Annotated in this window: 17 protein-coding genes; 11 read left to right on the forward strand and 6 right to left on the reverse strand. The window is 71.9% G+C overall.

Annotation, left to right across the window (positions count from 1 at the left end; translation table 11 throughout):
• Positions 1-44: 44 nt before the first annotated feature.
• From ACIBMZ_RS00720 to ACIBMZ_RS00730, 3 genes are read left to right on the forward strand one after another with little or no spacing between them, the layout of a single operon-like run.
• A complete protein-coding gene (locus tag ACIBMZ_RS00720; RefSeq protein WP_396689815.1) occupies positions 45-1,736 on the forward strand; it encodes an L-aspartate oxidase in 1,692 nt (563 codons plus the stop codon).
• A complete protein-coding gene (gene nadC / locus ACIBMZ_RS00725; protein ID WP_396689817.1) occupies positions 1,736-2,629 on the forward strand; it encodes a carboxylating nicotinate-nucleotide diphosphorylase in 894 nt (297 codons plus the stop codon). The genes ACIBMZ_RS00720 and nadC overlap by 1 nt, the downstream gene beginning before the upstream one ends.
• A 19-nt stretch (positions 2,630-2,648) precedes the next feature.
• Complete coding sequence (locus tag ACIBMZ_RS00730) at positions 2,649-3,407, forward strand: type III pantothenate kinase (RefSeq protein WP_396689819.1); 759 nt, start codon at positions 2,649-2,651, stop codon at positions 3,405-3,407.
• Between the two features lie 187 nt (positions 3,408-3,594).
• Here ACIBMZ_RS00730 and ACIBMZ_RS00735 read toward each other — a convergent pair whose 3' ends face one another.
• Positions 3,595-4,335, reverse strand: coding sequence for a class I SAM-dependent methyltransferase (locus ACIBMZ_RS00735; RefSeq protein ID WP_396689821.1), 741 nt, complete (start codon positions 4,333-4,335; stop codon positions 3,595-3,597).
• A gap of 142 nt (positions 4,336-4,477) precedes the next feature.
• Here ACIBMZ_RS00735 and lysS point away from each other — a divergent pair, with 142 nt between their 5' ends.
• From lysS to ACIBMZ_RS00755, 4 genes are all read left to right on the forward strand, one after another.
• The gene (gene lysS / locus ACIBMZ_RS00740; RefSeq protein ID WP_396690939.1) at positions 4,478-5,932 is read left to right on the forward strand and encodes a lysine--tRNA ligase; all 1,455 of its coding nucleotides are present in this window, start codon (positions 4,478-4,480) and stop codon (positions 5,930-5,932) included.
• A 118-nt stretch (positions 5,933-6,050) separates the two neighbouring features.
• The gene (locus ACIBMZ_RS00745) at positions 6,051-6,401 is read left to right on the forward strand and encodes an Lsr2 family protein (RefSeq protein WP_396689823.1); all 351 of its coding nucleotides are present in this window, start codon (positions 6,051-6,053) and stop codon (positions 6,399-6,401) included.
• 434 nt (positions 6,402-6,835) lie between these two features.
• The gene (locus tag ACIBMZ_RS00750) at positions 6,836-9,370 is read left to right on the forward strand and encodes an ATP-dependent Clp protease ATP-binding subunit (protein ID WP_396690940.1); all 2,535 of its coding nucleotides are present in this window, start codon (positions 6,836-6,838) and stop codon (positions 9,368-9,370) included.
• A 436-nt stretch (positions 9,371-9,806) separates the two neighbouring features.
• Positions 9,807-10,463, forward strand: coding sequence for a C39 family peptidase (locus ACIBMZ_RS00755; protein ID WP_396690942.1), 657 nt, complete (start codon positions 9,807-9,809; stop codon positions 10,461-10,463).
• Between the two features lie 139 nt (positions 10,464-10,602).
• Here ACIBMZ_RS00755 and ACIBMZ_RS00760 read toward each other — a convergent pair whose 3' ends face one another.
• Positions 10,603-11,505, reverse strand: a complete 903-nt coding sequence (locus ACIBMZ_RS00760; protein WP_396689825.1) for an A/G-specific adenine glycosylase — start codon at positions 11,503-11,505, stop codon at positions 10,603-10,605.
• Between the two features lie 97 nt (positions 11,506-11,602).
• Here ACIBMZ_RS00760 and ACIBMZ_RS00765 point away from each other — a divergent pair, with 97 nt between their 5' ends.
• The 3 genes from ACIBMZ_RS00765 (at position 11,603) to ACIBMZ_RS00775 (ending at position 13,578) form a co-directional block, all read left to right on the forward strand.
• Complete coding sequence (locus tag ACIBMZ_RS00765) at positions 11,603-12,115, forward strand: glycine cleavage system protein R (protein WP_396689826.1); 513 nt, start codon at positions 11,603-11,605, stop codon at positions 12,113-12,115.
• Between the two features lie 23 nt (positions 12,116-12,138).
• Entirely contained in the window at positions 12,139-12,699 is a 561-nt protein-coding gene (locus ACIBMZ_RS00770; RefSeq protein ID WP_396690944.1) for a peptide deformylase, read from the forward strand.
• A gap of 147 nt (positions 12,700-12,846) precedes the next feature.
• Positions 12,847-13,578 carry a hypothetical protein gene (locus tag ACIBMZ_RS00775; protein ID WP_396689827.1) on the forward strand — a complete coding sequence of 244 codons (732 nt, stop codon included), beginning with the start codon at positions 12,847-12,849 and terminating at the stop codon, positions 13,576-13,578.
• A gap of 41 nt (positions 13,579-13,619) precedes the next feature.
• On the opposite strand, the gene disA is transcribed toward ACIBMZ_RS00775, so the two are convergent.
• From disA to ACIBMZ_RS00795, 4 genes are all read right to left on the reverse strand, one after another.
• Entirely contained in the window at positions 13,620-14,798 is a 1,179-nt protein-coding gene (disA, locus tag ACIBMZ_RS00780) for a DNA integrity scanning diadenylate cyclase DisA (RefSeq protein WP_396689828.1), read from the reverse strand.
• 101 nt (positions 14,799-14,899) lie between these two features.
• Entirely contained in the window at positions 14,900-16,351 is a 1,452-nt protein-coding gene (radA, locus tag ACIBMZ_RS00785) for a DNA repair protein RadA (protein ID WP_396689829.1), read from the reverse strand.
• A 91-nt stretch (positions 16,352-16,442) separates the two neighbouring features.
• Positions 16,443-17,174 carry a hypothetical protein gene (locus ACIBMZ_RS00790; protein ID WP_396689831.1) on the reverse strand — a complete coding sequence of 244 codons (732 nt, stop codon included), beginning with the start codon at positions 17,172-17,174 and terminating at the stop codon, positions 16,443-16,445.
• Positions 17,175-17,315: 141 nt separating this feature from the next.
• Positions 17,316-18,191 (reverse strand): UbiA family prenyltransferase, encoded by an 876-nt coding sequence (locus ACIBMZ_RS00795; RefSeq protein ID WP_396689833.1) that lies wholly within the window; start codon positions 18,189-18,191, stop codon positions 17,316-17,318.
• Positions 18,192-18,200: 9 nt separating this feature from the next.
• On the opposite strand from ACIBMZ_RS00795, the gene ACIBMZ_RS00800 reads away from it, so the two are divergent.
• The gene (locus ACIBMZ_RS00800; protein WP_396689834.1) at positions 18,201-18,938 is read left to right on the forward strand and encodes a methyltransferase domain-containing protein; all 738 of its coding nucleotides are present in this window, start codon (positions 18,201-18,203) and stop codon (positions 18,936-18,938) included.
• Positions 18,939-19,052 lie beyond the last annotated feature (114 nt).

Consider the following 19,052-nt stretch of genomic DNA (forward strand, 5'->3'; position numbering starts at 1 on the left):
GCCCCCGCCGTCCGAGCCGAGAAGCATTCGGGTTGACTGGAGGCATGGAGCTACCGACCGTCGGCCTGCCCACGTTGCCGAGCCTGCTGGCCGCTCCGGCGCCCGGCTGGGTGGAGACCACCGACGTGATCGTGGTCGGCTCCGGGGTGGCCGGGCTGACCGCCGCGCTGCACCTGCGCCAGGCCGGTCTGCACGTCACGGTGGTCACCAAGGTCAGCATCGACGAGGGCTCGACCCGGTGGGCGCAGGGCGGCATCGCGGCGGTCCTCGACCCGGCGGACACCCCGGCGATGCACGCCTCGGACACCGAGATCGCCGGGGTCGGTCTCTGCGACCCGGCGGCCGTGCGGGTCCTGGTCGAGGAGGGGCCGACCCGACTGCGCGAGCTGATGCGCATCGGTGCCGAGTTCGACCGCAACCCGGACGGCTCGCTCATGCTCACCCGCGAGGGCGGGCACCGCGCCGACCGGATCGTGCACGCCGGTGGCGACGCGACCGGCGCCGAGGTCCAGCGCGCCCTGCACGAGTCGGTACGCCGCGACCCGTGGATCCGGTTGGTCGAGCACGCGCTGGTGTTGGACCTGCTCCGTGCCCCCGGCGACGGTCCGGACGGGCTTGGCCCGGCGTGCGGCATCACCCTGCACGTACTCGGCGAGGGCAGCGAGGACGGTGTCGGCGCCATCCTGAGCCGCGCGGTGGTGCTCGCCACCGGCGGGATGGGCCAGATCTTCGCGGCGACCACCAATCCCGCCGTCTCGACCGGCGACGGCGTGGCGTTGGCCATGCGGGCCGGCGCGGCGGTCACCGACGTGGAGTTCGTGCAGTTCCACCCGACCGCGCTGATCGTGCCGCCGACCGCCCGGGTACCCGGTGCCGGGCACGCCCAGCAGCCGCTGGTCTCCGAGGCGCTGCGCGGCGAGGGCGCGTACCTGGTGGACGCCGACGGCAAGCGGTTCATGGTCGGCCAGCACGAACTCGCCGAGCTGGCGCCCCGGGACGTGGTCGCCAAGGGCATCCATCGGGTCCTGCTGGCCACCGGCGAGGACCACGTCCACCTCGACGCCCGGCACCTCGGCGGCGACTTCCTGGCCCGACGCTTCCCCACCATCGTCGCCTCGTGCCTGGCCATCGGCGTCGACCCGGGGGTCGACCTGATCCCGGTCGCGCCGGCCGCCCACTACGCCTCCGGCGGGGTACGCACCGACCTGCACGGCCGGACCTCCATTCCCGGCCTGTACGCCTGCGGCGAGGTCGCCTGCACCGGAGTGCACGGCGCCAACCGGCTGGCCAGCAACTCGCTGCTGGAGGGGCTGGTCTTCTCCCGACGGATCGCCGACGACATCGCGTCCGGCCTGCCCGAGCAGGCCCGCCCGGCGGACACCGGAGCGTGGCGCGGCGGCACCGGCTGGGTGGTGCCCGCCGCGACGACCTCGACACTGCAAGCGGCGATGACCCGGGGCGCCGGGGTGCTCCGGTCCGCCGGGACGCTTGCCGCGACCGCCGCCGAGCTGGTCGACCTGGGCACCGGCCGGGGCACCCCGCGTACCGCCGACTGGGAGGCGACGAACCTGCTCACGGTGGCCGCCACGCTGGTCGCCGCCGCGTACGCACGGCAGGAGACCCGTGGCTGCCACTGGCGCGAGGACCACGGGACGACCGACGAACGATGGCAGGGGCACCTGGTCGGCGCGGTCAGCGCGCAGGGCCGGTTGACGACCCGGTGGGAGGAGAGCTGATGGCGGACACGGCACGGATGCTGCACGAGACCGGCCTCGATCCGGCACAGGTCCGCCGGATCGTAGAGACGGCCCTGGTCGAGGACCTCGGCCCGGACCTGCTCGACGTCACCAGCGTCGCCACCATCCCGGCCACCCAGACCGACACCGCCGACCTGGTGGCGCGGGCCGACGGGGTGGTCGCCGGGCTGGCGGTCGCCGCCGCCGTCTTCGAGCTGACCGGAGAGCTGACCGGGACGGGACGTACCGTCGAGGTGTCCCTGGTGGCCCGCGACGGCGAGCGGGTGGCCCGGGGCGACGTGCTCGCCACGGTCACCGGCCCCACCCGTGTGCTGCTCACGGCCGAGCGGACCGCGCTGAACCTGCTCTGCCGGATGTCCGGCGTCGCCACCCACACCCGGGCCTGGGCGGACGCCCTGGCCGGCGGCAAGGCGATGGTGCTGGACACCCGCAAGACCACGCCCGGTCTGCGCATCCTGGAGAAGTACGCGGTCCGCGCCGGTGGCGGCACGAACAAGCGGATGGGCCTGCACGACGTCGCCATGGTCAAGGACAACCACAAGTTCGCCGCCGGCGGTGTCGCCGCCGCCTACCGCCGGGTCCGTGCGGCGTTCCCGGACGTACCGGTGCAGGTGGAGGTGGACACCCTCGACGAGGCGGTGGAGGCGGTGGAGGCCGGCGCGAGTTTCCTGCTGCTGGACAACATGCCCCCGGCGACACTGCGGGCGGTGGTGGCGGCCGTGGGCGACCGGGCCGAGTTGGAGGCGACCGGCGGGCTGACCCTCGCCGACGCCGCCGAGGTGGGTGCCACCGGCGTCGACTTCCTCTCCGTCGGCGCGCTCACCCACTCCTCGCCGATCCTGGACATCGCCCTGGACCTGCGCACGGACTGAACCCGTCTAGGCTTCGTGCGTGCTGCTCTGCATCGACATCGGGAACACCAACACCGTTCTGGCGACCTTCGACGGTGACAAGCTGGTGCACAACTGGCGGATCAAGACCGACGCCCGATCCACCGCCGACGAGCTGGGCCTGATGTTCCGGGGACTGCTCGCCGGCGACGCCGTCGAGATCACCGGGGTGGCCGCCTGCTCGACCGTCCCGGCCGCCCTGCGCTCGCTGCGGACCATGCTGACCCGCTACTACGCGGACCTGCCGAGCGTCATCGTCGAACCGGGCGTCCGCACCGGCGTGCAACTCGCCATCGACAACCCCAAGGAGGTCGGGTCCGACCGGGTGGTCAACACGCTGGCGGCCTACACCCTCTACGGCGGACCGTCGATCGTGGTCGACTTCGGCACCACCACCAACTTCGACGTGATCAGCGGTCGGGGCGAGTTCCTCGGTGGCGCGTTCGCGCCCGGCATCGAGATCTCCTTCGACGCGCTCGCCGCCCGTGCCGCCCAGTTGCGCAAGGTCGAGGCGACCAAACCGCGGTCGGTGATCGGCAAGAACACCGTCGAGTGCCTCCAGGCCGGGCTGTACTTCGGCTTCGCCGGTCAGGTGGACCGGATCGTCGAGCGGATGGCCGCCGAGATGGGTGAGCTGAAGGCGGTCATCGCCACCGGTGGGCTGGCGTCGCTGGTGCTGAACGAGTGCCGGACGATCACGCACCACGAGCCGATGATCACGTTGATCGGGTTGCGCATGGTGTACGAGCGGAACGTCTGACTTCTGTCTGGTTCTTGCTGGTGGGGTTTCCGGGCCGCCCGACCGGCTCCGGGCGGTCAGGCTTGATCCCTGCGCCGGTCGGGCGACCCGGAAACCCTCGGAGGGCGGCGTCATCCGTTCCGGTGAGGTGGTCGGCGGGGGTGGGCAGTGGTGGGGTGGGAGCGAGCGGTGTGGCCGTTGGTGGGAGTCAGAGTCGGGGGGTGCGGGCGGTGAGGGTGCGGTAGGGGACGGTTATCGGATCTTGGGCGCTCAGGGCGGGGTGGGTGTCTAGGAGGTGGCGGACCTGGTGGTCGACCTCGGCCCGACGGGTGGGAGTCGCGGTCAGGTAGTGGGAACGGGTCCGGACCAGGCCCAGTAGTTCGTCGCGGGTCAGCGTGGTGGTGTGGGGGAACTCGGCCCACTCCGGTGGGGCGAAGGCGTCGCCGAAGCCGGTGACGGTCTGGCGCAGGTGGTCGACGGTGTCCCCGATCCGGGCGATCCGGCTCAGCTCGGCCACCCAGTCGACGCGCTCGTCCCGGAGGTTCCAGATCGGGGCGAAGATCCCGCCGGGGCGTACCACCCGGGCGATCTCCGCGTGCGCCGACTCCGGGTCGAACCAGTGGTACGCCTGGCCGGCGAGGAGGGCGTCGGCGGACCCGTCGGCCAGCGGCATGGCCTCCGCGGTGCCGGCCTCGGCGCGTACTCCCGGGGTGATGGCGACCAGGTGGGCGCGCATCTCGGGGTCGGGTTCGACGGCCGTCACCTGGTGCCCGAGGGCGAGCAGGCCGCGGGTGAGGATGCCGGTGCCGGCCGCCAGGTCGACCACCCGGGCGGGCCGGGTCAGCCCCTCCAGCGCCCAGTGCAGTGCGGCCTGCGGATATCGGGGCCGGTACCGGTCGTACTCGGCGGCTGCCGCACCGAACGAGCGGGCCTGGGTGGGATGCGTCATGACCGGCAGGCTATCCGGGGACGGCCGCCGGAGCGCTGAGTACGCTCGGCCTGACCTCGCCCGAAATCTCCTACTGAGGAAGCGTGCCGTGATCCAGCAGAGCCCCGTGCCAGTCGACCCCGCCGACGACCTTCCCGAACAGATGAAGGTCCGCCGGGAGAAGCGGGACCGGATGCTCGCCGACGGCGTGGAGCCGTACCCGGTCAGCTTCCCCCGGACCAGCACCCTGGCCCAGGTACGGGAGCGCTACGCCGACCTGCCGACGGACACCGCGACCGGCGACCAGGTGTCGGTCACCGGCCGGGTGATCTTCGTACGGAACACCGGCAAGCTCTGCTTCGCCACCCTGCGCGACGGCGACGGCACCGAACTCCAGGCGATGCTCTCGCTGGACCGGGTCGGCCCCGAGCGGCTGGAGGACTGGAAGCGGCTGGTCGACCTCGGTGACCTCGTCGGGGTCACCGGTGAGGTGATCAGCAGCCGCCGGGGTGAGTTGTCGGTGCTGGCGCAGGAGTGGGCGACCACCGCCAAGGCGCTGCGTCCGCTGCCGGTGGCGCACAAGCCGCTGAGCGAGGAGGCGCGGGTCCGGCAGCGCTACGTCGACCTCATCGTGCGCCCGCAGGCCCGCCAGATGGTACGCACCCGGGCGGCCACGGTCCGCAGTCTCCGTGATTCCCTGCACGACACGGGCTTCATCGAGGTGGAGACCCCGATGTTGCAGTTGCTGCACGGCGGCGCGACGGCCCGTCCTTTCGTGACCCACAGCAATGCACTCGACACCGATCTGTATCTGCGAATCGCACCGGAACTGTTTCTCAAGCGCGCCGTGGTCGGCGGTGTCGAGCGAGTCTTCGAGATCAACCGCAACTTCCGTAATGAGGGCATCGACTCTTCGCACTCGCCCGAGTTCGCGATGCTGGAGGTGTACCAGGCGTACGGCGACTACAACACGATGGCCGAACTGACCCGCAATCTCGTGCAACAGGCGGCGGTGGCGGTCGCCGGGTCGACGGTGGTCACCCACGCCGACGGTCAGGAGTTCGACCTCGGCGGTGAGTGGCGTTCGGTGAGCCTGTACGGCGTGCTTTCCGAGGCGCTCGGCGTGGAGGTCACGGTACGTACCGAGCACGCCCGTCTGGTCGAGTACGCGGACAAGGTGGGCCTCGCCGTCGACCCCGGGTGGGGATCGGGCAAGCTGGTCGAGGAACTGTTCGAGGAGTTGGTCGTGCCCGGGTTGGTGGCACCCACCTTCGTGCGGGACTACCCGGAGGAGACCAGTCCGCTGACCCGTGGACACCGCGAGGAGCCGGGGCTGGCCGAGAAGTGGGACCTGTACGTCCGCGGGGTCGAGCTGGCCACCGCGTACTCGGAGCTGGTCGACCCGGTGGTGCAGCGGGAGCGGCTGGTCGCCCAGGCGCAACTGGCCGCCCGTGGTGACGACGAGGCGATGCGGCTCGACGAGGACTTTCTCCGGGCGATGGAGTACGGAATGCCGCCAGCCGGTGGCATGGGAATGGGAATCGATCGGCTCCTGATGGCGCTGACCGGCCTCGGAATTCGGGAAACCATCCTGTTCCCCTTGGTTCGCCCCGAGTAGTCGACACGGAACTTTCCGCCGCGATACCGGATCCTATTGACGCTACAAGCGTCTGACGGACTATTGTGCTCTGGTAAGTGGCAGGTGCACCGAACCCTGCTCGAAAGGAATGTGGGACGTGGCCAAGCAGATCATTCAGAGGCTGGTCGATGACCTGGACGGCGGGGACGCGGACGAGACTGTCAAGTTCGCGCTCGACGGTGTTCAGTACGAGATCGACCTGTCGAGTTCGAACGCCGAGAAATTGCGTGAGGCATTCGCTCCGTACATCGCCGGTGGGTCGAAGGTGGGACGCGGCGGCGTGGTCGTCGGTGGGCGTGCCGCCCGGGGTCGGGGTGGCGCCACGGCGGACCGCGAGCAGAACAAGGCCATCCGGGCCTGGGCCCGCAAGGCCGGCAAGGACATCTCGGACCGGGGCCGGATCCCCCAGGAGATCGTCGACGAGTACCACTCCAAGGCCGGTCACTGAGACCAGGTCGTCCGCCACGCCGGTTCGGAGCGCGTCTCCGGGCCGGCGCGGTCGTCTGGTGGGACGATTCGGGTCGGGTCGGACGTTGTCCACAGCCGGTGGACGCGTTGTCCACAGCCTGTGGACGGCGGGTGGGAGGCGACCGTCCGGTGCCGGAAGGGCTCCCGTGTGGTGCTCCCGAGGGCCCACGGCCCGTGCTCGAATTTCGCTCTGCGCGTACAGGCACCATGCCCGGAACACCGGTTGAGCGTGGAGGGTTGTGCAAAACGACGCGTACCGGGCCACCGGCGGAGACACACGAGGTCAGCCGAGTCGGTCCGCGGCGATAGAGTAAAGAGGCGCGGACGCCCGTCCCGGGCGCTCGCGTATCCGGCCCCGCCGAGAGTCTTGACCACCAAGATCGAGTGCGCACGGCACGTGAGGAGCACGAGGGCATGTTCGAGCGGTTCACCGACCGAGCGCGACGGGTTGTCGTCCTGGCCCAGGAAGAGGCCCGGATGCTCAACCACAACTACATCGGTACGGAACACATCCTGTTGGGCCTGATCCACGAGGGTGAGGGCGTCGCGGCGAAGGCCCTGGAGAGCCTGGGGATATCCCTGGAGGGCGTCCGCCAGCAGGTGGAGGAGATCATCGGCCAGGGCCAGCAGGCGCCGAGCGGGCACATCCCGTTCACGCCGCGGGCCAAGAAGGTGCTGGAGCTTTCGCTGCGCGAGGCTCTGCAGCTCGGCCACAACTACATCGGTACGGAGCACATCCTGCTCGGCCTCATCCGCGAGGGCGAGGGCGTGGCCGCGCAGGTGCTGGTCAAGCTGGGCGCCGACCTGAACCGGGTCCGCCAGCAGGTGATCCAGCTACTCTCCGGCTACCAGGGCAAGGAGCCGGCCGCCGCCGGCACCGCCCCGGGCGAGGCGGCCCCGTCGACCAGCCTGGTGCTCGACCAGTTCGGGCGGAACCTGACCCAGGCGGCCCGTGAGGGCAAGCTCGACCCGGTGATCGGGCGGGAGAAGGAGATCGAGCGGGTGATGCAGGTGCTCTCCCGCCGCACCAAGAACAACCCGGTCCTGATCGGTGAGCCCGGCGTCGGTAAGACCGCCGTGGTGGAGGGCCTGTCCCAGAAGATCATCAAGGGCGAGGTGCCCGAGACGCTCAAGGACAAGCAGCTCTACACGCTCGACCTGGGCGCGCTGGTGGCGGGTTCCCGCTACCGGGGTGACTTCGAGGAGCGCCTGAAGAAGGTGCTCAAGGAGATCCGGACCCGGGGCGACATCATCCTGTTCATCGACGAGATCCACACCCTGGTCGGCGCGGGTGCCGCCGAGGGCGCGATCGACGCGGCGAGCATCCTCAAGCCGATGCTGGCCCGTGGTGAGCTGCAGACCATCGGTGCGACGACGCTCGACGAGTACCGCAAGCACCTGGAGAAGGACGCCGCGCTGGAGCGTCGTTTCCAGCCGATCCAGGTGGGTGAGCCCTCGCTGGCCCACACCATCGAGATCCTCAAGGGCCTGCGGGACCGCTACGAGGCGCACCACCGGGTGAGCATCACGGACGCGGCGCTGGTGGCGGCGGCGACACTGGCCGACCGGTACATCTCCGACCGCTTCCTGCCGGACAAGGCGATCGACCTGATCGACGAGGCCGGTGCCCGGATGCGGATCCGTCGGATGACCGCGCCGCCGGACCTGCGCGACTTCGACGAGCGCATCGCCCAGGTGCGCCGCGACAAGGAGTCCGCGATCGACGCGCAGGACTTCGAGCGCGCCGCCCAGCTGCGCGACAAGGAGAAGCAGCTCCTTGGTCAGAAGGCGCAGCGGGAGAAGGAGTGGAAGGCCGGCGACCTCGACGTCGTCTCCGAGGTCGACGACGAGCAGATCGCCGAGGTGCTGGGCAACTGGACGGGCATCCCGGTCTACAAGCTGACCGAGGAGGAGACCTCGCGCCTGCTGCGCATGGAGGACGAGCTGCACAAGCGCGTCATCGGCCAGGAGGACGCGGTCAAGGCGGTCTCGAAGGCGATCCGGCGTACCCGCGCCGGCCTGAAGGACCCCAAGCGTCCGTCGGGTTCGTTCATCTTCGCCGGTCCGTCGGGTGTCGGTAAGACCGAGCTGTCCAAGGCTCTCGCCGAGTTCCTGTTCGGCAGCGAGGACGCGCTGATCCAGCTCGACATGTCCGAGTTCCACGACCGGTACACCGTGTCGCGGCTGGTGGGTGCGCCTCCCGGCTACGTCGGGTACGACGAGGGCGGGCAGCTGACCGAGAAGGTGCGGCGTCGGCCGTTCTCGGTGGTCCTCTTCGACGAGATCGAGAAGGCCCACCCGGACGTGTTCAACACGCTGCTCCAGATCCTGGAGGACGGTCGGCTCACCGACGGTCAGGGTCGGATCGTGGACTTCAAGAACACGGTCATCATCCTGACCACCAACCTCGGCACCCGGGACGTGGCCAAGGCGGTCTCGCTCGGCTTCCAGCAGTCGGAGGACTCCGAGTCCAACTACGACCGGATGAAGCAGAAGGTCAACGACGAACTCAAGCAGCACTTCCGGCCCGAGTTCCTCAACCGCATCGACGACACCATCGTCTTCCACCAGCTGCGCCAGAACGAGATCCTCCAGATCGTGGACATCATGATCGCCCGGATCGAGACGCAGCTTCGCAACAAGGACATGGGTCTCGAGCTGACCGACAACGCCAAGAAGTACCTGGCGGTCAAGGGCTTCGACCCGGTCCTCGGCGCTCGGCCGCTGCGTCGCACGATCCAGCGCGACATCGAGGACAACCTCTCCGAGCGGATCCTCTTCAACGAGCTGACCCCCGGTCAGATCGTGGTGGTCGACTGCGAGGGCGACCCGAACGACATCGACAAGTCCAAGCTCGTCTTCAAGGGCTCCGACCGGCCGGTCACCGTGCCGGACGCGGTCCCGGCCGAGCTCGGCGGCAGCACCGCTGCGGCGGGCGCGGACGAGTAGGTAACCGGCTGGTCCGACCAGCGGCGGCCCGGTGGCATCTGCCACCGGGCCGCCGTCGTCTGTCGTCATCCTGGTGGAGCGGCGGAATCGGACATCCGGTCGGTTGGACCGCATCCAGGCGCATTCCATCACTGACGGATCGCGTGGGAGAACCCCGTCACCCGCCGGCGGGGCATGGGCGGGCACCCCGAGCGGTTGTACCGGGGTGGTCGCCGCGGCGCCCCGTGCGTAGCCGCCTCCGGCGGCCTCGCTGTTCCGCAGGGCGACTCGCGTACGCCCGGTAAGCCCGGAATGTGTGGCCCATTCGAGCCGTTGCACCCAGGGCAGGCGGCACCCCACCGATCGTGGTGCCGCCCGCCTCCTCCCTTCCGATGCGGTATCCGCACCCTCCCTGCACTTTCGGGTGTCGTGTCGATCCCCCGAGCTGGAAGGCATGATCATGACGACGTTGATGCGTAAGGCCGCCCTCACCGCCGCCGGTGCCGTCTGTGCCGGCGGGATGATCAGTGGGCCGATGGCTGCGATGGCGGCGACGACGAGCAAGACGGACGCCCTGTCCGTCGTGACCGAGCGCGGCCATGGCAAGGGCGAGCGGCAGTTGAAGGTCCGCTATCAGGCCCAGCCGAACTTCTACTACTGCGGCCCGGCGGCCGTGCGGAACGCCCTCAGCGTGATGGACAAGGACGTCTCCCAGGACGACCTGGCCCGGGAGATGGGCACCACCGAGCGGGGCACCGACTCCGCGTTCGTGATCACCAAGGCGCTGAACGGCAAGGCCGGCAAGGACGTCTACCGCACCGTCGAGATCCCCGGCCAGGTCGCCGACGAGGCCGAGACCGAGCGGTTGCGCGACGACATCGTGCGTACGGTCGACGACGGCCGGAGCGTGGTGGCCAACGTCTTCGGCACCGCGGTCGACACCGGCGGAGGCAGCCACTCCTTCGAGGGCGGCCACTACATCTCGGTGACCGGCTACCGGGACGGCGGCAGCCAGGTGAAGATCGCCGATTCGGCGGATCCCGCCAAGGCCGAGTACTGGATGGAGACCGAGGCGCTGGCGGACTGGATCGCCAGCCGCGGCTACTCCGCCTGACCGAGCCGTCGGCCGTCGCCGGCATCCCGGCGCGGATCTACACCGCGCCGAGGGCCGGGCAGCCCCGCAAGGCAGGACCACGCGGGCCGGCTCCCCAACCGGGGAGCCGGCCCACCTGTCTGTTCAGGCCGCATCCGGGTCAGGTCGGCACCGGCGCCGGTGGGCCGTCGCCGACCAGGCGGAACGCGGCCTCGCCGACCGGCTCGACCAGACCGTCGGTCACCAACCCGGACAGCGCTCGGGCCCGCTGCACGTCGTCGGACCAGACCTGGTCCAGCCGCTGGTGCGGCACCGGACCGGTCGCCTCGCGCAGCACCCCGAGCAGCAGGCCGCGTACCTGCCGGTCGGTGCCGGCGTAGCGCTGCGGTCGGCGGGTCGGGCCGTCCGGTGCGACCTGGCCCGACGCGCGCCACGCACAGCTCGTCTCGACGGGGCAGACGCCGCAGCGGGGCGAGCGGGCGGTGCAGACCACCGCGCCCAGCTCCATGAACGCGGCGCTGGCCAGGGCGGCGGCCGCCGGTTCGACCGGCAGCAACTCCTCGGTGGCGACCAGGTCCGCCGGGCGGGTCGCCGGGCCGGCGTCCGGCTCTCCGGCGATCGCCCGGCAGACCACCCGCCGCACGTTGGTGTCGACCACCGGATGCCGCTGCCCGTACGCGAAGGCCGCCACCGCCCGCGCGGTGTACGTGCCGACCCCCGGCAGGGCGAGCAACTGCTCCAGTTGATCGGGCACCTGACCGCCGTGCCGCTCCACGACGGCGACCGCGCACTCCCGCAGCCGGAGCGCCCGGCGGGGGTAGCCGAGCCGCCCCCACATCCGGATCGCCTCGGCCGGGGTGTCCTGCGCCAACGCCGCCGGGGTGGGCCAGCGGGCCAGCCACGCCTGCCAGGCCGGCAGCACCCGGACCACCGGGGTCTGCTGGAGCATGACCTCGCTGACCAGGATGGCCCACGGACTGACGTCGGGATGGCGCCACGGCAGGTCCCGGGCGTTGCGCTCGTACCACCGGCTCACCAGGCCGGCGAAAGTGGGTTCTGTCATCGCGTCGCCGATCATGTCACGGGCGTCGGATTCCGCCGACTGGACGGTCCGGGCGGGCCGCCACCGTCGGCGGACGTGGATCGGGGAGAATGCCCGGATGAACGAGCTCGCGATCACCGTCATCGGTCGGGACCGACCCGGCATCGTGGCCGACGTCGCCGAGGTGCTGGCCCGACTCGGGGCGAACCTCACCGACAGCACCATGACCCGGCTGCGCGGACACTTCGCGATGACCCTGATCTGTGTGGGCCCGGCCGCCGCCGAGGTGGAGGCGGCACTGGCCACGCTGACCGCCGACGGCCAACTGCTGGCGACCGTACGCGAGGTGACGCCGGACGGGGAGACGACCCCGGCCGGCGAGCCGTACGTGGTGGCGGTGCACGGGGCGGACCGGATGGGCATCGTTGCCGCGATGACCCGGGTGCTGACCGAGGCCGGCGGCAACGTCACCGACCTGAGTACCCGGTTGGTGGGGTCGCTCTACGTGGTGGTGGCCGAGGTCGAGTTGCCGTCCGGTGCGGCCGAACCGCTCGCCGCCCGGCTGTCCGAGGCCGCCACGAATCTCGGTGTCGACGTCACTCTCCGTCCAGCCGAACCGGATCTCCTGTGAGCGGCGACGCGGGTACGCCGGACCTGACCGCCGAGGCGTACGCCGGGCTGGGGGCGTGGACACCCGAGACGCTGGGGGCCGGTGCGGTCCTGCCGGTGGTCTCCGCCCCGCACACCGTGCTCGGTCGGGCCGGCGCGGAGGTCGACCCGACCGACGCGGAGACGATCCGGCTGGCGGCCGACCTGATCGCCACCATGCGGGTCTCGCCCGGCTGTGTCGGCCTGGCCGCACCGCAGGTGGGGGTGGGAGCGCACGTGTTCGCGGTGGACGTGACGGGCCATCCCAAGGCGGTCACGGTGCACGGCACGTTCGCGCTCTGCAACGCCCGGGTGGTGGAGGCGACCCGGTGGAAGGCGGGCCGGGAGGGGTGCATGTCGGTGCCGGACCTGACCGGTGACGTCAAGCGCGCGAGCCGGCTCGTGGTCGAGGGGGCGCTGCCGGGCAGTGGCGAGCTGGTCCGCCTGGTCACCGACGGTTTCGAGGCGCGGGCCTTGCAACACGAGATCGACCACTGCGCCGGGCTGTTGTTCCTGGACCGGGTGGCCGGCGCGCACGCGATCTACCAACGCAAGGTGTATCTCTGACCGAGGGCGGATCGACACGGTGAGTGACGAATCGGCGATGCCGACACCTCGTACCGTCGTGAATGGAGGATGGGTTCCGATGGGTCCGGTCGACCCCGGCGCGTCGCTACCGTCCGTCGTGTGCGACGCCGCTACGGTGGGGGCATCATGCGTCTGACGGTCGGCCCCCTGTCTCCCGCGGTGTACTGGCGGCGTCGTGCCGTCGTGCTCGGCGCGGTCCTGCTCCTGCTGGTTGTCGTGCTCTACTCCTGTAACGGGCAGAGCGGCGAACCCGGTGCGACCGGCGACGGTCAGCCCGATCCCGGTGTGTCGACCGGTACGCCGGGGCCGACCGGATCGGTGCTGACACCGGAGACCGGCTCACCCCCGTCCGGCGACGCCGGGGCCGATCCGTCCACGCCGTCCGGCGGCCCGGCGGCCAGTCCGTCGACCGAGCCGTCGCTCAGCAACGACCCGCCGGTCAACAACACCTCGACCGACGACGGCACCTGCGCCGACAACGAGATCGTGGTGACCGCCCAGGCGCTGCCCGGCGAGGTGGTCCGCGGAGCCGCCGTGGACCTGCACCTCAAGATCCGGAATCGGTCGGAGCGGACGTGCAGCCGGGACGTCGGCGCGGACGCGCAGGAGATCTTCATCAAGTCGGGCGCCGAGGTGGTCTGGTCCTCGGACACCTGCGGTGCGGCCTCCGGGTCGGACCCGCAGACCTTCACGCCCGGCTTCGAGCGCTCCTACCAGGTCGGCTGGAACGGCAAGGACAGCAGCCGGTGCGCCGAGGGACTGGCGAACGGCCCGGTCGTGCAGGCCGGGACGTACGAGGTCTTCGCGCGGGTGGGCACCCGACTGAGCCAGCCGGCCAAGCTCCGGCTGACCGGCTGACCGGGCGGGGAACCGATCCGGGCCGCTGATCGCGGCCCGGGTCAGACGTAGCGTTCGAGGATGGACGCCTCGGCGAGTCGGGACAGTCCCTCGCGGACGCCCCGGGCCCGCGCGTCGCCGACGCCCTCCACGGCCTGCAGGTCCTCGACGGTGGCACCGAGCAGCCGTTGGAGGCTGCCGAAGTGCAGCACCAGCCGGTCCACCACGGCCACCGGCAGCCGGGGCACCTTGGCCAGCAGCCGGAAGCCGCGCGGGCTGACCGCCGCCTCCAGCGCGTCGGAGGCGGCCGGGTAACCGATCGCCTTGGCGACCGACACCAGGTCGATCAGCTCGGTGGCGCTGAGCAGGTCCAGCTCGACCAGGGCCTCGTCGAGCGTGCGGGGCTTGCGGCCGGTGGGCAGGTAGTCCCGGATGACCAGGGTGCGGTCGGCGTCGACGCCGGCCATCAGCTCGTCGAGTTGCAGCGCGAGCAGCCGCCCGTCGGTGCCCAGCTCGACCACGTAGCCGGCGATCTCGTCGGCGATCCGGCGGACCATCTCCAGCCGCTGCACCACGGCCACCGCGTCCCGGACGGTGACCAGGTCCTCGATCTCCAGCGCGGAGAGGGTGCCGGAGACCTCGTCCAGCCGGAGCTTGTAGCGCTCCAGGGTGGCCAGCGCCTGGTTGGCCCGGGACAGGATGGCCGCCGAGTCGTCCAGCACGTGCCGCTGGCCGTTGACGTAGAGGCTGATGATCCGCATCGACTGACTGACCGAGATCACCGGGTAACCGGTCTGCCGGGCGACCCGCTCGGCGGTGCGGTGCCGGGTGCCCGACTCCTCGGTCGGGATCGTCGGGTCGGGCATCAGGTGCACGGCGGCCCGGACGATCCGGGTGCCGTCGCTGGAGAGCACCACCGCGCCGTCCATCTTGCACAGCTCACGGACGCGGGTGGCGGAGAACTCGACGTCCAGCGGGAAACCGCCGGTGCACAGACCCTCGACCACCTTGTCGTACCCGAGGACGATCAGTGCGCCGGTGCGACCGCGCAGGATGCGCTCCAGGCCGTCGCGGAGCGCGGTGCCCGGTGCCATCAGCGCCAGATTCGCGCGCAGCGGGTCACCGGCGCTGCCGCCCCCGGTCACGCTGACGCTGATCGGACGAGCGGGCGAGCCCACGGCACCGGTGCGGGCGTGGGGTGTCGCGCCGGCAGGCTTGGTGGCTTCGCGGTCGATCGGCACGGGCACAGTCTACGGACTGCCCTGCGGTGGGTGCTCCCGTGGTTACTGGGATGTGTCACGATTCGGCCCGTCCCGTCCGTCCCGTCCGCCGGAGACGCGGCTCACTCCGCCGAGGCCCGGGCCGCGGCCTGCAACGCCGCCCGGACGTCGGACACCTCCACCACCCGCATCTGCTCGGGGCCGGCGCCGGTGCTCGCTGGGCCGCAACCCGGTGGCACCAGGGCCAGCCGGAACCCGAGCCGGGCCGCCTCGGACAGTCGTCGCGGCACGGCGCCCACCCGGCGTACCTCGCCGGTCAGGCCGACCTCGCCGATCGCCACCAGATGCGGCGCGATCGCCAGGTTCAGGCCGCCGGAGGCGACCGCGAGGGCGACCGCCAGGTCCGCCGACGGCTCCACCACCCGGATGCCGCCGACGGTGGCCGCGAAGACCTCCCGGTCGTGCAGGGTGAGCCGCTCGGTACGGCGCTGGAGCACCGCGAGCACCATCGCCAGCCGGGCCGAGTCCAGCCCGGAGACGGTACGCCGGGGCGAACCGGCCACCGTGGCGCCGATCAACGCCTGTACCTCGGTCACCAGCGCCCGGCGTCCCTCCATCGCCACCGTCACGCAGGTGCCCGGCACCGGCTCGCTGTAGCGGGTGAGGAACAGCCCGGACGGGTCGGCCAGGCTGCTGATGCCGCCCTCGTGCATCTCGAAGCAGCCCACCTCGTCGGCGGCACCGAACCGGTTCTTGACCCCGCGCACCATCCGCAGCGAGGAGTGCTTGTCGCCCTCGAAGTGCAGCACCACGTCGACCAGGTGCTCCAACACCCGGGGGCCGGCCACCTGGCCGTCCTTGGTCACGTGGCCCACCAGCACGGTGGCGATGCCGCGCTCCTTGGCGACCGAGACCAGGGCGGCGGTGACCGCCCGCACCTGGGTCACTCCGCCCGGCACGCCCTCGGTGCCGGTGGTGGAGATGGTCTGCACCGAGTCGAGCACCAGCAGGCCGGGCTGGACCGCGTCGAGGTGACCGAGGACCGCCGCGAGGTCACTCTCGGCGGCGAGGTAGAGCTGGTCGTGCAGGGTGCCCATGCGCTCGGCCCGCAGCCGCACCTGGCTGACCGACTCCTCACCGCTGACCACCAGCGAGGGGCTGCCCGCTCCGGCGGCCCACTGCTGGGCCACGTCGAGCAGCAGGGTCGACTTGCCGACCCCCGGCTCACCGGCGAGCAGCACCACCGCCCCGGGCACCAGCCCGCCGCCGAGCACCCGGTCCAACTCGCTGACGCCGGTGGGGCGGGCGCGCGCCGGTGCGGCGCTGATGGTGGCGATGGGGCGGGCCGGCTCGGCGGGCATCCGGGAGCTGACCACGCGCCCGGAGACGGTCGGACCGGTGACGGTGCACTCGACCACCGAGCCCCATTCGCCGCACTCGGGGCACCGTCCCACCCACTTGGGCGGCTGGTGGCCGCAGGCGTCGCACTCGTACGCGGGGCGGGGCTCGCGGGCGGCGGCCCGGCCGCGCCCGCCACCCGCTCCCCGGGCCGGGGTCGATCGGGAGATGCTCACCCGAGCGACGCTAACCCCTTGGTACGACGACGGCACCGCCGGCATGGGTGCACCACGCCGACGGTGCCGTCGGAGACTCCGGCGGGACGGGTCAGTGGCCGCCTTCGCCCTCGAACTCGGTGTGCCGTTCGATGATCGGCGACGGCGGCGGGGCCGGGCTGAGCGGCACGGCCACCGGCGCGGGGCTGGTGATCGTGTTGCCGTCGCCGAAGTCGAAGCTGACCGTGATGTTCTGACCCGCGAGCAGGGCCGAGTTCAGCCCGAGGAGCTGGAGCACCTGCTCACCCTCGGTGTTGAGCTGTACGTAGCTCAGCGGCGGGATCTCGATCCGGGCCGGGCCGCCGGCCGGCGACTCGGTCGCCTCGGGCGACGGCGTCTCGTCCGGCGAGGGCGTCTCGTCGGGCGACGGGGAACCGCCCGGGGAGGGGCTGTTCTCCGGTGACGGCGAGCCGGTCGGCGAGGGCGAGGCGGAGGGTGACGGGCTGGTCGCGGCCTGGACCGTGGTCAGCACCACCTCGCGGGCGTCCGACGAGGTCACGGTCACGGTGACCGGGTCGGGCGAGTCGTTGTAGAAGAGCGCGTTCAGGATCGCGTCGTCACCGGCCTGGTAGCCCTCCACGCCGGGGTAGGCGATCAGCACGCTGCGTACGCCGTACCGGCCGTCCTCCGCCTGGAGGTCGACGCCCTGGATCGACGGGACCTTGTTCGCCGTCTCGGAGATCTGACCGGCGCCGCACCCGGACAGCAGCAGCAGCCCGGCTGCCGCCGCGATCCCGGGCAGCATTACGGCAGCCCGCCGGGAACCCCTGATCGAGCGCGTCACGTCGGTCCTCCTCGTCACGATCACACCCCGGCGACGTCGCCGGAACCGCTGGCCATACCCGCGCAGACCGCTTCCCAGCGTAGTTGGAGCTGATCGTGGCCCGCACGGCGACCCGGTGCTGCCACCTGCCGGGGGACCCGGTCAGATCAGGCGACCACTCGTGACCAGCAGGACGACATCGATCAGGGCCACCAGCATGACCGCCCGGAAGGCGGCCACCGGGCGGGCGCCGGGGCGGTCGTCGGTGCGTCCGGCGTACCAGGCGAGAACCAGGATGATCACGGCCGCGACGACCGCCGCGAGGCCCAGGCCGGACGGCGGGCCGGGCGGACCCAGCACCAGCGTGACGGTCGCCGCGACGAGCAGGCCGACGGCGGCTGCCCGGCTGCCCGCCGGACCCAGCCGGTGTGGCAGACCGCGTACCCCGGTCCGGGCGTCGTCGGCGAGGTCGGGCAGCACGTTGGCGAAGTGCGCACCGGCACCGAGCAGCGCCGCGGCGGCGATCAGCCACACCGGCGGCGTCGGTGCGCCGGGCAGCGCCAGCACCACGAAGGCCGGCAGCGCCCCGAAGGAGATCGCGTACGGCAGCACCGAGATCAGGGTCCACTTGAGCGGCCAGTCGTAGAGCAGGGCCGAGACCAGCGCGACGACGGCGCAGAGCGCAGCAGCCGGGTTCGTGGTCAGTGCCAGCGTCACGGTGGCGGCGGCGGCCAGCACCGCGGCCACCGCGACGGCCCGCCGGCTGACCGCACCGGCGGCCACCGGCTTGTCGGTACGCCCCACCGTGGCGTCCCGCTCGGCGTCCAGCGCGTCGTTGGTCCACCCCACCGCGAGCTGGCTCGCCGCCACCGTCAGCGCCACCACGGCGACCCCGCCGGGCGGGTGTCCGACGCCGGCCGCGAGCAGACCGGCCACTGTGGTGACGGCCATCGTCGGTTCCGGATGGCTCGCTCTGACCAGCCCTAACACCGTGGACGACATAACGGAAGTCTGGTCGTTACCCGCTAGTCGTGCCACGCTCGGTGAATGCGTGACGCCGGCCTGAGCCTGCCCCGCAACGACCCGCGTCAGTACGACGACCTGGCCGGCGAATGGTGGCGGCCGGACGGCGCATTCGCGATGCTGCACTGGCTGGCCGAGGCGCGGGCGGCGATGGTCCCACCGGCGACGCGGCCCGACGCGGTCCTGGTCGACCTCGGGTGCGGTGCCGGCCTGCTCGCCCCGCATCTGGTCGGCAAGGGCTACCGGCACGTGGGGGTGGACCTGACCCGGTCCGCACTGGCCCAGGCCGCCGCGCACGGTGTGACGGTGGTCAACGGCGACGCCACCCGGGTGCCCCTCGCCGACGGCTGTGCCGACGTGGTGGCCGCCGGTGAGCTGCTGGAACACGTCCCCGACTGGCGGGCCGTGGTGGCCCAGGCGTGCCGCCTGCTGCGTCCCGGCGGGCTGCTGGTGCTGGACACGCTCAACGACACCGCGCTGGCTCGGCTGGTGGCGGTCCGCATTGCCGAGCGGCTGCCGACCGTGCCGCGTGGCATCCACGACCCACGGCTGTTCGTGGACCACCGTGAGCTGATCGCCGAGTGCGCCCGGCACGGCGTGGACCTGCGGGTCCGGGGCGTCCGTCCGGCGGTGCCGGGCCTGCTGCGCTGGCTGTTCCGCCAGGTACGCGGCGCGGCGACGCCGCCCGGCCAGGCACCGCGCATCGTGCCGACCGGTTCGCCGGCCGTGCTCTACCAGGGCCGCGGGGTGTACGGCGGGTAGCCGCTGCGGGCGGGGGTAAGGGAAGCCGAGAAGGGGGTTCCATGAGCGAGCGCCAGCGAGCGAGTCATCGGCTCAGTGTGTGGGTGTCTCGTGGCGGCACGCAGCGCAGCGGAG

The sequence above is a fragment of the Micromonospora sp. NPDC049900 genome, from assembly GCF_044461025.1.
Taxonomy (GTDB): domain Bacteria; phylum Actinomycetota; class Actinomycetes; order Mycobacteriales; family Micromonosporaceae; genus Micromonospora.

Excerpts from the sequence above, each read along its gene's own strand:
- ACIBMZ_RS00800 (WP_396689834.1), top strand. The coding sequence starts at position 18,201 with ATGCGTGACGCCGGCCTGAGCCTGCCCCGCAACGACCCGCGTCAGTAC.
- ACIBMZ_RS00760 (WP_396689825.1), bottom strand. The coding sequence starts at position 11,505 with ATGACAGAACCCACTTTCGCCGGCCTGGTGAGCCGGTGGTACGAGCGC.
- nadC (WP_396689817.1), top strand. The coding sequence starts at position 1,736 with ATGGCGGACACGGCACGGATGCTGCACGAGACCGGCCTCGATCCGGCA.
- ACIBMZ_RS00720 (WP_396689815.1), top strand. The coding sequence starts at position 45 with ATGGAGCTACCGACCGTCGGCCTGCCCACGTTGCCGAGCCTGCTGGCC.
- ACIBMZ_RS00775 (WP_396689827.1), top strand. The coding sequence starts at position 12,847 with ATGCGTCTGACGGTCGGCCCCCTGTCTCCCGCGGTGTACTGGCGGCGT.
- ACIBMZ_RS00750 (WP_396690940.1), top strand. The coding sequence starts at position 6,836 with ATGTTCGAGCGGTTCACCGACCGAGCGCGACGGGTTGTCGTCCTGGCC.
- ACIBMZ_RS00765 (WP_396689826.1), top strand. The coding sequence starts at position 11,603 with ATGAACGAGCTCGCGATCACCGTCATCGGTCGGGACCGACCCGGCATC.
- lysS (WP_396690939.1), top strand. The coding sequence starts at position 4,478 with ATGAAGGTCCGCCGGGAGAAGCGGGACCGGATGCTCGCCGACGGCGTG.
- ACIBMZ_RS00735 (WP_396689821.1), bottom strand. The coding sequence starts at position 4,335 with ATGACGCATCCCACCCAGGCCCGCTCGTTCGGTGCGGCAGCCGCCGAG.